This window comes from Paenibacillus dakarensis (assembly GCF_001373415.1).
GTDB classification, from domain to species: domain Bacteria; phylum Bacillota; class Bacilli; order Paenibacillales; family Paenibacillaceae; genus Paenibacillus_AQ; species Paenibacillus_AQ dakarensis.
This window is the reverse complement of sequence record NZ_CDSE01000006.1, coordinates 62,830-77,287: the sequence shown is the minus strand read 5'-3', so window position 1 is coordinate 77,287 and position 14,458 is coordinate 62,830. Positions and strand designations below refer to the sequence as shown.

12 protein-coding genes are annotated in these 14,458 nt (G+C 46.9%); 6 read left to right on the top strand and 6 right to left on the bottom strand.

Annotated features, from left to right (window positions below; all coding sequences use genetic code 11):
• Both BN1234_RS00485 and BN1234_RS00480 read right to left on the bottom strand, forming a co-directional pair.
• Positions 1-423 (bottom strand): BadF/BadG/BcrA/BcrD ATPase family protein (locus BN1234_RS00485; protein ID WP_281177633.1); only part of this gene is annotated, 423 nt, incomplete at its 3' end.
• Between the two features lie 138 nt (positions 424-561).
• Positions 562-1,431: an AraC family transcriptional regulator gene (locus BN1234_RS00480; RefSeq protein WP_054954704.1), complete on the bottom strand. Its 870-nt coding sequence runs from the start codon at positions 1,429-1,431 to the stop codon at positions 562-564.
• Positions 1,432-1,674: 243 nt separating this feature from the next.
• Here BN1234_RS00480 and BN1234_RS00475 point away from each other — a divergent pair, with 243 nt between their 5' ends.
• A complete protein-coding gene (locus tag BN1234_RS00475; RefSeq protein WP_156337087.1) occupies positions 1,675-2,871 on the top strand; it encodes an MFS transporter in 1,197 nt (398 codons plus the stop codon).
• A 95-nt stretch (positions 2,872-2,966) separates the two neighbouring features.
• On the opposite strand, the gene BN1234_RS00470 is transcribed toward BN1234_RS00475, so the two are convergent.
• The gene (locus BN1234_RS00470) at positions 2,967-3,731 is read right to left on the bottom strand and encodes a TrmB family transcriptional regulator (protein WP_054954703.1); all 765 of its coding nucleotides are present in this window, start codon (positions 3,729-3,731) and stop codon (positions 2,967-2,969) included.
• A 243-nt stretch (positions 3,732-3,974) separates the two neighbouring features.
• On the opposite strand from BN1234_RS00470, the gene BN1234_RS00465 reads away from it, so the two are divergent.
• The 4 genes from BN1234_RS00465 (at position 3,975) to BN1234_RS00450 (ending at position 9,326) form a co-directional block, all read left to right on the top strand.
• On the top strand, positions 3,975-4,514 hold the full coding sequence (locus BN1234_RS00465; protein WP_082423046.1) for an RNA polymerase sigma factor: 540 nt from the start codon (positions 3,975-3,977) through the stop codon (positions 4,512-4,514).
• Entirely contained in the window at positions 4,501-6,150 is a 1,650-nt protein-coding gene (locus BN1234_RS00460) for a DUF4179 domain-containing protein (RefSeq protein ID WP_054954702.1), read from the top strand. Before BN1234_RS00465 ends, BN1234_RS00460 begins: the two co-directional genes overlap by 14 nt.
• Before the next feature lie 281 nt (positions 6,151-6,431).
• A complete protein-coding gene (locus tag BN1234_RS00455) occupies positions 6,432-7,823 on the top strand; it encodes an MBOAT family O-acyltransferase (RefSeq protein ID WP_054954701.1) in 1,392 nt (463 codons plus the stop codon).
• Positions 7,824-7,838: 15 nt separating this feature from the next.
• Complete coding sequence (locus tag BN1234_RS00450; RefSeq protein ID WP_054954700.1) at positions 7,839-9,326, top strand: copper amine oxidase N-terminal domain-containing protein; 1,488 nt, start codon at positions 7,839-7,841, stop codon at positions 9,324-9,326.
• A gap of 154 nt (positions 9,327-9,480) precedes the next feature.
• Here BN1234_RS00450 and BN1234_RS00445 read toward each other — a convergent pair whose 3' ends face one another.
• Complete coding sequence (locus tag BN1234_RS00445) at positions 9,481-9,981, bottom strand: DUF421 domain-containing protein (protein ID WP_054954699.1); 501 nt, start codon at positions 9,979-9,981, stop codon at positions 9,481-9,483.
• A 173-nt stretch (positions 9,982-10,154) separates the two neighbouring features.
• On the opposite strand from BN1234_RS00445, the gene BN1234_RS00440 reads away from it, so the two are divergent.
• Positions 10,155-12,230, top strand: a complete 2,076-nt coding sequence (locus tag BN1234_RS00440) for a serine hydrolase domain-containing protein (protein ID WP_054954698.1) — start codon at positions 10,155-10,157, stop codon at positions 12,228-12,230.
• A 186-nt stretch (positions 12,231-12,416) separates the two neighbouring features.
• On the opposite strand, the gene BN1234_RS00435 is transcribed toward BN1234_RS00440, so the two are convergent.
• Together BN1234_RS00435 and BN1234_RS00430 are read right to left on the bottom strand one after the other, a co-directional pair.
• Positions 12,417-13,874, bottom strand: coding sequence for an FAD-dependent oxidoreductase (locus BN1234_RS00435; RefSeq protein ID WP_054954697.1), 1,458 nt, complete (start codon positions 13,872-13,874; stop codon positions 12,417-12,419).
• 236 nt (positions 13,875-14,110) lie between these two features.
• Positions 14,111-14,398 (bottom strand): DUF6509 family protein, encoded by a 288-nt coding sequence (locus BN1234_RS00430; RefSeq protein WP_054954696.1) that lies wholly within the window; start codon positions 14,396-14,398, stop codon positions 14,111-14,113.
• Positions 14,399-14,458: the final 60 nt, after the last annotated feature.

The following is a 14,458-nucleotide window of genomic DNA, read 5'->3' as shown; positions in this document are numbered from 1 at the left end:
AAAACCGCCATATTGCAGCTCCTCGCCAGCTCTATTGCGGGCTGCGCTATTAAACCCGGTTCCGCAGATGAGGGCTGCACCATAGGAACGATCCGTTCCGGCACGCATACCGATCATCGTATCGCAAGCAATCTCATACTTGGGATAACCCATGCTGCCAATCATGGGACGCAGGATGTCATAATCGGGCTCGCGATCGGCCCCGGCCAATCCAAAATAAGCAAAGCTGATCTCTTCCTTCGTCATTCCAGACTCCAATAAAGCTGCGTCGCAAGCAGCCCCGATATTCCTCTCCGCTCCATCGCGGTCAATCTGATGGTTCCCGTTACCGGCTATTCCCTTGCCCAGCACGTTGCCGCGCTCATCCACCACGACGGCATGAGTCTTGCTCCCTCCGGCATCTACGCCAAGGTACCTCCTCATGAGCTTCCTCCTCTTCCCTGTTTGCGGGGGTCATACTGTTGCCATATGTCCAGAATAGACTTTTGCAGCCTTCCACACTACTGTTATGCAAGCAAGAACTGATACAATCTTACTGTGTTCTAAAGAGGTCCTATTTTCTTACGACTGCCCTCTCAGCTCACTTGGCGATAGACCAATATGAAGCTTAAACAACCGATTGAAATTCGATAAATTACGGAATCCGCACTCCTCGGCAATGCCTGTAATTTTCATATCTGTCGTCTCCAGCAAATGCATGGCCTGCGTCAGTCTTAGTTGGATTAAATAATTCAGAGGGGAAGTGCCGACCGTCTGATGAAACAAGGCACTGAAGCGGGAAGGGCTTAAGTGAGCCAGGTCAGCCAGTTCATTCAGCGTCCAGCCGTAGCTGAGATTAAGCTCCATCGTATGCAGCACCTTCCGCAGCGCATGCATGCCGCGCTGCTTGACCTGCAGTTGAACCGCCTGCTGTGGTGTTTTGTGCAAATAACGATTGGTAAGCCCGAGAAAACGAATCAGGTCCGCACGGACCAGGCTCATAAATGCAGCCTCCCTGTTTCGGTTCTCCTCCATCATTCGGTGAAACAATGGGACCAGCTCTGATGTAATCGGCTCATCATGTTTGATGACGTGGCTCAAATATACGCCGGCTTCACGGAAGGGCCGCATCAGATCCGGATCGTATTTCAGATCAATCGCCAATAGTGAAGGCTCGAACATCATAATATCCATCTGCAGACTCTTCGTTTCAAAGGCCCGATGTAAGTCATTACTGTTAATAAAGAGAAGGTCTCCCTCTTCGAAAGGAATTTTCATTCCGTTGATAAGATAATAGCCGCTGCCGCTCCGAATGTAGTTGATCTCCAAAGTCTGATGCCAATGCAACCGCTGAAATCCGGGGTGTACCCCTTCCGTCGTCGAGGCCGTAAACGGAAAAGACGTATCCGGAAAAAGGATACGATCACGCATGACCATCTGGGGCCTGTCCATATTCGCAAATCCACCTCCAGCAAGTGTCTTTAAGCGGGATAGAAAAGTCATTTTTGAATAAAATAGTATCACCAAAATATTACCATGGCGGAATGTGGCAGGCTATCCTCCATGCATGACTTTAAATCGGCTCAAAAGAACATATTGCTTGACCAAGAGAAAAAAGGTTGCACCCTATGGTAAAGGTTACTATAATGGTGGTAACTTAAATGAAATACTCTAATGAAATAAGGATGTGAATTTTTGAATTTTCGAGTCTATATACTAGCCATTGCCGCATTTGTTGTCGGCATGGTTGAGCTGATCGTTGGCGGAATTCTGAATCTCATTGCTGACGATCTTCATATCTCCGTCAGCTCTGCAGGTCAATTTATAACCATCTTTTCTGTTTCCTTCGCAATATCAGGACCGATCCTGATTAATCTGACCTCCAGAATGGAGCGGAAGAAGCTCTATCTGTACACCATGGTTGTATTTATGCTCAGCAATCTGATCATAACCTTCACATCCAGCTATGGGGCCATTATTGCTGCGCGGGCCATATCCGCGATGAGCGGGTCCGTTATTGTTGTGTTGTCCGTCACGATGGCTGCTTCACTTGTACCGGCGTCTCACAAGGGACGGGCTATCGGGATTATTTATATGGGGATCAGCGGATCACTGGTGCTCGGCGTTCCGCTCGGCATCATGATCGGTAATGCTTACGGCTGGCGCGCTCCGTTTCTCGTCATTGCGCTGCTTAGCCTCCTATCCATGGCAGGCATTGCATTATTCACGAAGCGAACCGCCCCAAGCCCGGTTGTACCGCTGCGCGAGCAGCTCAGCCTCTTGAAAAACAGTAAAATCATCAGCGCTCAGCTTATTGTCTTCCTGATGCTCACCGGTCACCTTACCTTGTATGGATACCTGCAGCCCTATGTAGAGTCAACATTCAGCGTCAGTCCCGGTATGATGAGTGTCGTTTACTTCCTGTTCGGCATCGCTGCCGTATCCGGCGGCGGAGTTGGCGGCTGGATATCTGACCGCTTCGGAACGAAGCGCTCGATTCTCACGATTGTTGCTTGTTTCTCGGTATCCATGTTCCTGGTGATGCTGACTGCACAAATCTCAATCTGGGTATTCCTTATCGCCATGATGATATGGAGTGCGCTCAGCTGGGCCATATCTCCGGCGCAGCAGGCTTACCTGCTTCAGCTGGCTCCGGATCATGCCGAGACTCAGCTCAGCCTGAACTCATCCATGCTTCACTTGGGCATTGCGCTTGGCTCCGTAATCGGAAGTACGGTAATCAGCCAAAGCTCAGTCGCAAACAATCCTTGGGTTGGCGGCATCATCGCTGCCTTTGCCTTTGCTGTCGCAGCCTTCTCACTGACTCGCCGTTCCGCTTCCGCCAAGGAGCAAGCTGCTCCAGCCTCGTCCCAAACCGCAGATCAGCTGTAGCAATTACGCAAGACGATAGAAACAGTCTTCAGAAACAGCTTATATAAGAAAAGCCCCCGGCCTTAGAGCCGGGGGCTTCTTCGTCGTATTTTGTATTAATAACGCAATCGAAGCAGCAGGGATTTGATCTCATCGTCTTTCTGCATGACTTCCGGATATTTACGGCTGAATGCGGTCAAGGCCATATCATGATAGAAGAATTCAGCAAATACCTTCACGAACGGCTGCGCCTGTGTCCGGATCGCCTGCCAGCTCCCCTGCTCGACGCCCGCGAACAGCAGCTCCTTCGTGTCTGTCACCAGAAGGATAAACTGCTCCAGCTTATCATGGTCAGCCATAGGGTTCAGCACATACAGCTTGGATAAGGCCGCTTCCGGGTGGTCGTCACCTGTCACCAATGCTTCTACACGCACGCCTTCCGACTCTTTACGGTTCAGCAGATCCGTGACCTCGCTGAATTCATCGCTCCACATGGAGATGAGAATGGATCCTTTCGCCTCCTCAATCATCTGTCTGCAGGTCGCCTGAATAGAGCTGTGAGATTTCAAGCTCCATACCTGATCATCCGTCACTTTTTTACGGACACCGGCAGAACGAAGCTTTCTTATATCGCTCTCAAATTCATGCGTCAGCTTATCTATAATCGCCTCAACAGGCAAGGCTGCATAGGTGCGCTTCTTACCTGAGACGGTATCCATTACAATGCCCTTGTCTACCAGGCGGTCAAGCACTTCATAAATTTTGGCCTTGGGAACACCGGACAGCTTCACAATGCTCGATGCATCCATCGCCTCGCCGCTCGTGACGAGCGTCTCATATACTTTACTCTCATACTGCGAGTAACCGAATTGTAGAAGCATAGCTCCTCCTTGTACATTTCACTTGTTACTCTCTATGTTACCGGAGCGGGAACGGCTTGACCAGTCTTCTGCATCGGGGAAAAACGGCTTTCTCTCTCTATTATTTATTTTGTTAGAATAAAAACATACATATCATGGAAATCAATACCTCTATCACGCTGCTGGAATATCGAAAAATAAAATGAACCCTTTCAATAGGTTATCTGTTTATATTACATAACACGATAGAAAGGAGCCCTTTCATTGACAACGGAACGTGAACTATTCGATTCATACAACAAAGATGTGTACCGTACATGCTATTACATGCTGCGTAACACTCAAGATGCAGAAGACCTCTGTCACGATGTATTCGTCAGCGTATTTCGCCAGGATTGGAGAAGTGTTGAGCATATGCGTGCCTGGATCATGCGTATCACGGTGAATCACTGTCTGAATTTTCTTCGAAAACAGAAAACCAAACAGGAAAAGCAAGGCCAGGTTCAGTGGCTCTACGATCAGGCCATAGCATCTTCCAAATCCATAGACACCCTTGTGCTCGAGAAAACGGACGCTGCCGAACTGGATAAACTACTGAATCAGCTACCGGAAAAGTTCCTGACAGTCATCACCCTCCGCTACATCGGAGAGTTGTCGGTCTCAGAGATCTCGGAGACTCTAGAAATTCCCGTCGGTACCGTGAAATCAAGACTTCACAAGGCACTGAACATCATGCGAAAAAAGCTTGAGCGCCAAAATCACCGATTTCATTTGAAGGGAGAGAAGCAATATGGAACGCATTGAGAAGGTTTTAAAAAATCAGATGAAGGGCTCCAATCACGCATCTTATCCCGACTTCGACAAGATGTGGAACAGCATCCAGCAGAATGAGATGTTGATATTAGATAGTGAACCAGCAGCCCAGCGTACTCGGAAACGAAAAAGAACAGCCATTATCGCCGGATTATCCGTTGCCCTGATGGCTACGCCTGTGTATGCAGCAATTCAATACGATTGGTCTGGTATCCTCTCCTATAAATCGGGTATTAAGTCGGCGCTGGAGCAGGGTCTCGGGCAAACCCTCAACCAGTCCATAACGAAGAACGGAGCGACATTGACGCTGCATACCGCCTTCACCGATGAGAACCGGACCTTCCTGCTCTACAGTCTGGATCCTGGTGCGGAGCAAGAAGGGAAGTATGTGAGATTTGATAATATGGGTCTAATAGATCACAAGGGCACGCTTATTGAAGGAAACTATTCACATCTATGGAATGAAGAGCTTGGTGTATTCCAAGGCTTTTTCGAAACCGATTGGGTCATGGATGGAAACCAGGCCGACATGGAGTTTACCGTGGAAAATCTTATTTTTATCGGGGATGGCAAGCAGACGATTCATTTCAATTCGGATGACGCCAAGACACAAGAAATCCAAATCCATAAGGATGGAATCGAAAGTGTGAAGCTGCAATCATTCGAACAAGTAGACGGTAAAGTGATGCTTCAATCCGCTGTTACCTTTACGGACCCTGAACAACAAGCGAGCAGATGGATAAGGATTCAGGCTTTAAATGATAAAGAAGAACCAATTAAAGAGGCGGAGACTCCTGTAATCGGAACACCGGGAGGAAAGAATGAATTCATAAGTCAGCAAGTATTCGAATCAGGACAATTACGTGCCAAGGGTACAACGTTCCAGATTACCTATGAACGTACCTCGGGAATAACGGAGGGGCCATGGAATATAAATCTAGCCCTTTCCAAGAAACAATTGGAGAATGGGTCATTCAAGGAGAACCTGAACATTCCGCTGGATCAGGTTGCTGCCGGGACTAAAATCAGTCAAATGATCGTTACACCGACGCAGGTCCGCTTAATATTAACCCATAAAGAGAAATACAGTCGTGTTCCATATAAAAATTATCAGTTGGATGCAGGCGGCAAACTGCTCGACGGAGGCATCCAATATGGTACGGGAAAACCGGGTCAGACTGAACTGCGATTTGAAGTGTCCGGACTTGAAGTATCCGAGCTCGCAAATAAGCCTCTATCCTTGGTTGCAAGTTACCGTATTGATGAACATAAGGGCAGCAGCGATCCGATCCGCTTAACGGATATTTCAGAAAAACGCCAGACGATCAGCACCAGCATTGGCGAATTTCCGATCACATGGGCTTACTATATGAAAGACAACAATCTTTACGTAGAGTCCTCAAGTACAAATCCGGCGTTTGGCGGCGTGAATCAGACCTATTATTTGAAAGGGAACGATCCGGAGTACGGGAAACCGGTGATGGTTGGCTTCCAAGGCGACGGAAACAACAAGCAGATCGACGTATATAAGAATTTTGATAAATCCGAGCTGGAGATTTACACATGGAGATATACGACAGAGAAACCGAATGATGAGCTTCGCGTCCCGTTGAAAGAAGGAAAGTAAATAGATTCACCTTTTATAAAAAACAAACAAAGAAGGACGCCGAAGCCGTAATCCCTCGGAAGTCCTTCTTTGTGCGTTAATAATCATCTATCCAAATCTTATATCCGAAATCTTGCCCGCTGCGATAAATTTTAAATAGTTTATACCTCCTATTTTTTTCCGTCAAGACTATTATTTATATCAAAAAAATTCCATAATTACTATATTCATATATAGATGTTCTAAGTCGATATATTCCTTATGGCACCATTTATTTCAGGGAGAAAGTAGGAAGAACTCAAGTGCTGTTTAATTCTTATGTGTTCATTTTTATGTTTTGGCCGGTCACTTTAATGGTTTACTTTACGCTGAACCGCTTCAGGTACACAGAGCTGTCCAAGTACTGGCTTGCCCTCTCTTCTCTCTTCTTCTACGGCTGGTGGAATGAGAAGTATATTCCGCTGCTGCTTGGATCAATCGTGTTCAACTATATGATTGGACGCCTTTTAACCTCCCGGGGTAAGGAAGCCGGTCAACGAAGACGTAAGCTCATACTTACCTTCGGAATCACCATGAACCTGCTGCTGCTTGGATACTACAAATACGCCGACTTCTTCCTGGACAATCTCAACAACCTCACCGGCGCAGATATCCCTTTGCTTCATATCATCCTGCCGCTGGGCATCAGTTTCTTTACCTTCACACAAATCGCCTATCTCGTTGACGGTTACCGGGGAAAGGCGCAAGAATATAACTTTTTCAGTTATGTGCTGTTCGTTACCTTCTATCCGCATCTCATCGCAGGTCCCATCCTTCACCACAGCGAAATGATGCCTCAGTTCGACCGGATGCGTAATAAAGTTCTGAACTGGCCTAATCTCTCGAGAGGGATGTATATATTTTGCATCGGATTGATTAAAAAAGTGGTGATCGCAGATACCTTTGCAGTGTTCGCAAATGACGGCTTCGCCTCTGCAACAGGCTTCATAGACTCATGGACTGCTGCTTTATCATACACCCTTCAGCTGTACTTTGATTTCAGCGGATATACCGATATGGCGATTGGTGTAGCGCTCTGCTTCAACATCAAGCTGCCCGAGAATTTCAATTCCCCTTATAAAGCCCTGAACCTCCAGGATTTCTGGAGAAGATGGCATATGACGCTCAGCCGCTTCTTGCGGGATTATATCTATATTCCGCTTGGCGGAAACCGCCGGGGAGAAGCGATCGCGATGCGTAACGTCATCATTACCTTCCTGATCGGAGGATTGTGGCACGGCGCGGGATGGACCTTTATTATCTGGGGAGCACTTCATGGCTTCGGTCAGGCGATTCACCGCCTATGGACAAAGGTTGGAAGACCCCTGCCTGTATGGGCCGCTTGGCTGATCACCTTTGTTTTTGTTAACGTTGCATGGGTATTCTTCCGCTCCACGAGCTGGCAGCAGGCCCTTCGTATACTCAAAGGCATGAGCGGGATGAATGGGACTGGTCTGCATTCATGGACCACCATCTTATTCCCTATCGTACTGATCGCTATCTTTCTGCCAGTTGTGCTCTTCGCACCGAATTCATCCCAGCTGCGCAATCAGATGAATCACGGCTGGAAGACTGGTCTTGCTATGGCTGTTATGTTCGTCTTGTCCCTGCTTTATCTCAACCGGATTTCTGAATTTCTGTACTTTAATTTCTAAGAAGGTGGGAACCTCGTGAACCCAAAAACGACTACGGTCTTCTCTAAAACGAAGCATGTATCCACCCGAAAAGCCAACAACCGCAGTTCCCGAGCAAAAGCGCTGCTGTTTCGCTTCGGCATTCTCTCGATTGCAATGGTCGCAGCCATTATTGCCTTAACAGCCGTGCTCGACCCGCTGCAATTTTATCGTAAAGCGACCTGGTATAAGCCTTTTCTATCCTCGGATGCCAGGTACCAGAATCCCGGACTCGCCAAGAACTACGACTATGACATCATTATCATCGGAACCTCAATGACCCAGAACTTCCTTCCGTCGGAGGTTGGACAAGCGCTGGATGGAACCGCAATGAAGCTGGCCATCGAAGGCTCTACCGCAGACGAGCATTATTATACGGCCAAGCTCGCCCTTGAGACCGGAAAGATAAAGAAAATATTGTGGGGACTCGACTACTTCTCGCTGAAAGCGAACACGAAGCAGGCCTCTGAGCAGTTCCCAGCCTATATGTACGATGAGGTATGGTGGAATGACTATAAATATTTGTTTAATTATTCGGTATATGATCAGCTCTTCAAGAGCTTGTACGGCAGAATGCTTGGTAACAAGGGAAGAGAGCTGGAATATTTGAATAACTGGAACAATAGAGCGGTTTTCGGGGCAGGGGAAGTGATGAAGTCTTATGACAAGGCCAGCCAGCGCGATGTGTATTTCGGCATTAACGAAGAAAGCCTGGATGTTGTGCAGAAGAGCTTCACAGATCACATCCTGTCACTGGTTAAAGCTTATCCCGAGGTGGAGTTTTACTTCTATTATCCTCCTTACAGCATCCTGCGCCAGACCATGTGGTATGAGAGTAACCCTGCCCGCTTCGATAATCAGATTGCCATGCGGAAATGGATGTTTGAACAGCTGGAGGCTCAAGGCCATGTGAAGCTGTATGATTTTCAGTCCGAATCGGACTGGACTTATAATCTGGACCTGTACAAAGACTTGTCTCATCATAAGCAGGACGTGAACTCCTGGATCGCAGAAGCGATTGGCCAAGACGACAGCAGGTACAGAGTCACCGCTGATAATATAGATAAATTGAATGATAAGCTTAAAGAAGATACCCTTCATGCGATGGTGACACCCGAACCGGGAGTCCGCAATATGGTGGCTGTAATAAGTGGAGAAAAGACCATGTTCACCAGCAGAGCATGGGCTGGAAGAAGAGATCTTATGGTCCCTGTGAAAGAAGCGGTAAAAGCACTTGACGCCAAATGGTCATGGGATAAAAGCACCCGGACAATGCAGCTGTCAAAGGACGGACATAAGGTCCAAATGACAGTTGGAAGCACGGAAGCTGTAACACCCTCCGGTACACACAACATTGAATACCCTCCGCAGTTAATAGGCGGATCAACGATGATTCCACTTGTCTGGGTAGCGGAGCAGCTTGGCTGGCATGCAGATATAGAGGAAGACGCATATGAGACGCAGATAAATCTAAAATCGATGTAAGAAATATAAACTAAACCCCGAATAGCGGACACTTTAAAAAAGCGGACCTAATTCGGGGTTTTCCTATCCCTTTCCAGTTTAGAGGATGCAGTTCAATCCACGGAAAGACCGGTTTTTTAATATGTTAATCATGAGATCTTTAACACTACGGTTTCTAAACATTGTTCAGCGTTTCAATCGATCCTTTCTTATCTGATTGCACGATGGATAATTTGCCGTTTGCCTCCAAGACAACGGCAGCGACGGAATCGAGGCTGTCTATTCCCTCTTTTCTCGCAGCCTGGTAAATATCATCCTTATGGACGCGAGCCTTCTTCATGGCTTTATTTATAAAATTACCCTGGTAAAACAATAAATGCGGTTCTGATTTCAAAATTTTCTCAACAGCGGAATATCTCATGGAAAGCCAGCTCACGATAAATTGCAATGTGAGGAGCAGAACAAAAGCGGCCAGTCCCTCTGCCAAAGTGACGTTTGTATCCATAATGACGGTTGAGAGAATCGAGCCGATAGCAACGGAAACGGTAAAGTCGAAAGCGTTCATTTGTGAAAGTGCCCGGTTGCTAGATGAGCGAAGCAACAGGATAAGGGAGAAATAGCTGAGTGTGCCGACGATGATAATACGTATTATGGGATACCAGTTGTCAAAAAACATAGCTGCCTCCTTTTTGATTCTAGTAACTCTTTACCCGTTTTGTTCAAAAGTCTTTCAGCAGAGGAAGTAAAAGATTCTTCAGGCTCAAAAATTAGCAGAATATAAATTTATATGAACCCTATCACCTGAAAAAACGTACTATACATGAATCTAGATATAGAGGAGGCATTTCATTGAAGAAAAGATTAACCTGGCTGCTCTCTGTTTCACTCACGGTGATGATGCTGCTGCCCGCAGGCGTGATGGCATCCCCGGCGGTTTCGGCTGCACCGAATGAGACGCTGAGCAAAATCGCTTCGGAGAAGGCTGCGCTGCTTACCGAGAAATACGGCACGGTCAGCGTTCAGTACGCACTGATTGATAACGGTGAGATCAAGGTATCCGGCCAATCGGGCATCAACGATATAGAAGGAAAGAAGCCGCTGACCAAGGATACGATGTATGGCACCGGCTCCACGAGCAAGATGTTTGCAACAGCGGCCGTCATGAAGCTGGTTGATGAAGGAAAGGTCAACCTCGATACTCCGTTGGTCCAATACATACCTGATTTCAGCATGAAGGACGAACGCTACAAACAAATCACACCTCGTATGCTGCTGAATCATTCCTCAGGACTGCAAGGCTCGAGCTTTGCTAATTCAATGTTGTTGGAAGACAACGACACCTATGCGCATGACAACCTGTTGAAGCAATTGTCGACCCAGACCCTGAAGGCAGATCCGGGTGCTTTTTCAGTTTACTGTAATGACGGGTTTACTCTAGCAGAGATTTTAGTAGAGAGAGTCAGCGGTAAGGATTTTACAGCCTTTATTCATGAGTATTTTACCGGCCCGCTGAACATGACCCATACGAAGACACCGCAGGATGAGCTTGACCTCGGGAAAATGGCCGGCCTTTATTATCCGACGTATCCGGCTCAGCTTCCAAACGAGACGGTCAACGTCATCGGTGCCGGCGGCATTTACTCTACAGCTGAGGATCTGGTGAGGTTCTCCACGGTGTTTACGGGAGAGGCTGAAGGAATCCTGACACAGCAGTCTGTTAAAGCTATGGAGCAGGAGGAATATAAGAAGGGATTATGGCCGGATGAAGCGGATAACATGTTAGGCTACGGTCTCGGCTGGGACAGCGTTAACTTGTATCCGTTCAATGATTACGGGATGAAGGCGCTCGTCAAAGGTGGAGATACGATTTTGTATCATGCATCGCTCATCGTTGTTCCGGAGCAGAACATGGCAGCAGCCGTGCTGTCTTCCGGTGGTTCCAGTTCAACGAATCAGATGCTTGCCAGTGAGCTTTTGCTCCAAGCCATGAAAGAGAAAGGGACAATTACCCAATTGAAAGACGGGAAGTCCTTCGGCAAGCCGGTTAAGGCTCAGATGCCAGGTGACCTTCTACAGAATGCAGGTTATTATGGAGCTACCGGTCAGCAGATTTTAGTGAAGATTACAGACAACGGAGATATGAGCCTCACTATGCCAAGCATACTGGGATATCCTGAAGTCAAATATGTATACACGGCCGACGGTACATTTGTTGATGAAACCGGCGTGTCCAAAGTGAGCTTTGTAAAGGAAGACAACGGACGCGTATATTTATGGAATAGAGAATACGCAAGCCTTGAGGGCTTTGCTCAAATGGCGGTTTCAAGCTATATGGCGGAGAAGCTGGATCCGGTGGAGGTTTCTTCCGACACGGCAAAGGCATGGGCAAAGCGGGATCAGCATTCATACTACCCGTTAAATGAAAAGTACACTTCCCTGGTCTATCTCTTAATGGAGCCATCCCTCCAAATTACTTTGAACAAGGATCTGCCTGGATATGCAGCCGATAAGAAAATAACAGGCCCGGACTCGGCAGTACCCCAGCATCAAATACCGGGGGTAGGCAGCAGGGACACTTACGGCTTCCAATTCTATAAGCAAAAAGGTGTTGAATATTTCGAGGCCTCAGGCAGCCTGTATGTAAGTGAGAAGCAGCTTAAGCCGCTGTACCAGGGTAAAAAATCTACAGTGTCTATCCAGAATGACGGACTGGCGAGATGGTTCAGTCTTCCGAAAAATGCAGCCGGCAAGACCCTGAGCGTCTCCATGCCGGAGAACGGTGCATTTGCGGTGTATGATGCTCAAGGAACGTGCATTAACTTTACGGTTGTAAGCGGCAAGAACGAGGTAAAGCTTCCTGAGGGAGGTACAATTGTTTTTGCCGGCGATGCAGGGGCAAGATTTAATATTTCTTTGAACAAATAATTGCGACGCTTTGCTTTATGAGTGAGCAAACCCATCGTCTTGAGAAGACGGTGGGTTTTGTTTTGATACGCGGGCGGACCATACCAAGCCTTCATTGGTGTCCGGGGGCTTGTTGATGCTCTTGATACCCCATTGTCTGTTGTAGCTTCTCTTACAGATATCATTTCACGTCATTTATGTTAAACATTATTTATTCAGTACGATACCGTAATCCTTCTTCAAATAAGCATGAATACGGCGGAAGTCATCCGGTGTGAGATCATTTAGGTTCTTACCCTTCTCTCTTCCCAAAATGATTCCGATCGTCTGGGCAGCCAGGGCCGTATTCGGCATGATTCGTGCACTGCCGTAGGCCTTAACATCGGCTCCTACATTTTTCCCCGTAACCAGTACATTGTCATAGGATTTCAATTCGAATGACCGCAGCGGCATTCCGTATCGGTCTGTCTTTCCGAACCCAATCCCTTTTGGGATCAGCCTGGTCGCCTGAAGATCAATCGAATATCCGCCAATACTCACATTATCCCAGAACATGCGGCTATTTTTTACATCCTCATATTTCAGTACATACTCTGTCTCATATCGATTGTAGTCACGAATGTACAAATATTCAGGGAACCCGTTCAGATCCGCCTTAGCGAACCCAGGGATATTCTTTCTCATAAACTCCAGCACATAAGGCGCCTCAGCCTTGGCCTTACTAAGCGCGTTCTTAACCGACTTCTCGTCGGACGGATCGACATCATATATCAATAGAGCATTCATAATCACTTCGCCATGCCCCTGATCGAGTGTGTTCATCCCTCTTAGAACCATCTGGGAATCCTGCGGCTTATATTTCATCATAATGTTGCTAAAGCCTGTTGCAATATTCCAGTCGACATAGGTGTTCGGGCCATATTTCTTCTGAACGTTGCTAAGTGGGTAATTCTCCAGCACCGTTTGATGCAGCTTGCGCCAATCCACCTTTTTGAACCGAAGCATGAGCGTTGCTGCCATGTAATCCGGCTCTTGTCCATATGAAGGCTTATACAGGCTTTCCATACCCGGAATCCGCTTAGCATCCAGCTTACCTGTCAGTGCATTAAAGTCCGTATTCTCGACCCAATAATTAGCCTGTACCTGATGACGCTTGCCATTGACAAGATAAGTGAGAGATTGAAGAGATTGTGACCCTTTTACCTTGATCGTCTTCACCGATTCGATCTCTATCCCGCTCTTGATCGAAATCCCCTTGATCTTACTATTGTAATATTTATTAAATTCAGAAGCCTTACGAATTGATCCTTTCTTAAAGCCATCAAACAACTCTTTAATTTCGCCCTGTACCAGACTCTTCTTGTTCTTGTCGTTAGGCTCATCCAAAAAGTGCATCTGACCTCCTACCAGTTCACCCCCCGACTCACTCCGGGGATCAAGAATAATGACGTCAAGACCATGCTTCACAGCTTCTCTGGCAAGCAGAACCCCTTGTATCTCACTGCCGATTACCACAACATCATAACGTATACAACCGAGTCCGCATGATGCGGGAGCCTGAACGGTTTTGGCTTGAGGATAAGGGACAATCCATTGAATCATTAATGCAGCAATTAGAAGTGCGATACAATAACGTACACTCCCTTTAAAAATGTTCTTCCTCATGTACTCCGACTACTTCCCTCCACAATAAATTGCTGACGATTCTGTGTTACCAGAAGCTGCAGATATAGTATATCGGTAAAATTTTGGCTAAGACAAGATATATTTTCTACCGCAATAGCAGCACTCTTATTTTGTCTTTATAATCACTTGATTATCACGGGTACAGCAATCCCTCTGCCACTCACAACAAACAAAAAAGCATCCACGCGGGTCCACGCGGGATGCTTTTTTCTACTCTACTCCGGTAAGTTGTCTTTACAAAAGGCGGTCAGCTGTTCTTCCTCGTCCTGCTCCATATCAAAATCAAGATACGCATCGGTCGTTCTTTCATAGAAATCATATTTGACAATGCGTGACTGCCCTTCATCTACTAAAAAGATAACCCGTACATAAACTCCGTTCTCACGAAACAGCTCGTCCTCTTCAGGAACGTCCAGATCAAACACGAACTCATATCTTTTCCCCGGCAGGATTCCGAACGGATCTTTAACCAATTCAGCAGTGTATTCCTTTATCGTCAACATGTGAGTCACCCTTTCAAGACGCTATACCTCTTATTATACACATTATTATGGTCGCCAAGA